The organism is Streptosporangium sp. NPDC001681 (genome assembly GCF_040298085.1).
In the GTDB taxonomy this organism is placed as follows: Bacteria; Actinomycetota; Actinomycetes; order Streptosporangiales; family Streptosporangiaceae; genus Streptosporangium.
On the sequence record NZ_JBEOZN010000300.1, the window covers coordinates 1 to 2,064 of the forward strand.

A 2,064-nucleotide genomic window follows, 5' to 3' on the forward strand; every position below is an offset into this window, starting at 1 on the left:
GTCGTTCGGGATCAGCGGCACCAACGCGCACGTCATCCTGGAGCAGGGGCCGGTGGCTCCGCGGATCGAGGCCGGAACGGTGCCGCGGGACGAGGCGCCGGCCGCGGACGTGCTGCCGGTGTTGGTGTCGGCCCGTACGGCGGAGGCGTTGCGGGCGCAGGCCGGGCGGCTGGCCTCGCACGTGGAGGGCCGCGGTGAGGTGGCGCTGGCCGATACCGCGTTCTCGCTGGCCACGATGCGGTCGGCGTTCGAGCATCGGGCGGTGGTACTGGCCGGCGACCGTGATGGGGTGCTGGCCGGGCTGAGTGCGCTGGCCGAGGACCTGCCGGGTGCGGGTGTGGTGCGCGGGGTGGCGGCGGAGCCGAGACTCGCGGTGCTGTTCACCGGTCAGGGCAGCCAGCGGGCGGGGATGGGCCGGGAGTTGTATGACCGGTTCCCGGTGTTCGCGCAGGCTTTGGACGCGGTGATCGCCGAGCTCGACCCGCTGCTCGACGGGCAGTCGGGTGGGTCGTTGCGGGAGGTGCTGTTCGCCGAGCCGGGTTCGGCCGAGGCGGAGGCGCTGGATCGGACGGGGTGGGCGCAGCCCGCGCTGTTCGCGGTGGAGACGGCGCTGTTCCGGCTGGTGTCCTCATGGGGAGTGCGGCCCGAAGTGCTGGCCGGGCACTCGATCGGGGAGATCACCGCGGCCCATGTCGCCGGAGTGCTGTCGCTGGCCGACGCGTGCGCGCTGGTGGCGAGCCGGGCGCGGTTGATGCAGGCGCTGCCCGCCGGTGGGGCGATGGTGGCGGTGGCGGCCTCGGAGGAGGAGGTCGTCGGGCTGCTGTCCGGGCGTGAGGGTGAGGTGTCGGTCGCGGCGGTGAACGGTCCGTCCTCGGTGGTGATCTCCGGGGTCGAGGAGGCGGTGCTGGAGGTGGCCGCCGCTCTGGAGGAGCGGGAGGTCAGGACGCGGCGCTTGCGGGTGTCGCACGCGTTCCACTCGCCGTTGATGGACCCGATGCTGGAGGACTTCCGTAAGCTGGCTCACCGGCTGTCCTACAACCCGCCGCGGATCCCGGTGGTGTCCACCCTTACCGGGGAGCAGGCGACGGCCGAGCAGCTGTGCTCGCCGGACTACTGGGTGGAGCAGGTGCGTGGCGCGGTCCGCTTCGCCGACGGGGTCCGTGCTCTGCACGCGCAGGGCGTGCGGGCGTACCTTGAGCTGGGCCCTGACGGTGTGCTGACCGCCATGGCCGCCGGCACGCTCGAGGCGGACGTGCACGACGCCGACGTGGTGCTGGTATCGGCGCTGCGCAGGGATCGTGATGAGCACATGGCGGTGATGGCGGCGCTGGCCGAGCTGCATGTGCACGGGGTGCCGGTCGACTGGCAGGCGGTGCTGCCGGGCGGGCGCCGGGTCGATCTGCCGACCTACCCCTTCGAGCATCGGCGGTACTGGCCCGAGACATCCCGCCCCCGTATGGGGAATGTGGCGGCTGCGGGGCTCGCATCCACGGGGCATCCGCTGCTGGGGGCGGCGGTGGGCCTGGCCGACTCGGATGGGGTGTTGCTGACGGGTCGTCTGTCGCTCGCGTCGCATTCGTGGCTGGGCGATCACGTGGTGGCGGGTTCGGTGGTGGTGTCGGGCAGCGTGTTCGTGGAGCTGGTGGTGCGGGCGGCGGATCAGGTGGGCTGCGATGCGGTGGAGGAGCTCACCGTGGATGCGCCGCTGGTTCTCGGTGAGGGTGGCGCGGTGGCGGTGCAGGTGTGGGTCGGCGGGGCGCAGGAGTCGGGTCGCCGGACGGTGAGCGTGTACGCGCGCCCGGCCGAGGCCGATGATGGTCAGCCCTGGGTGCGGCACGCGACCGGTGTTATCAGCACGGGTGCTTCGCCTGCCGTGCCGTTCGATGTGGCGGTGTGGCCGCCGGCCGGGGCGTCCGTGATCGAGCTGGACGAGTTGTATGAGGAGCTGGCGGAGGAGGGCTTGGGGTATGGTCCGGCGTTCCAGGGGTTGCGGGCGGCTTGGCGGGGTTCTGATGGTGAGATCTTCGCTGAGGTGGGTCTGCCCGAGCAGGTCGGCGGGGCGGG

At 72.6% G+C, this 2,064-nt stretch carries 1 protein-coding gene; it reads left to right on the forward strand.

Going from position 1 to position 2,064, the window contains the following annotated elements:
- Positions 1–2,064, forward strand: a 2,064-nt coding sequence (locus tag ABT130_RS47455) for an acyltransferase domain-containing protein (protein ID WP_350966480.1), incomplete at both ends; no start/stop codon positions are given.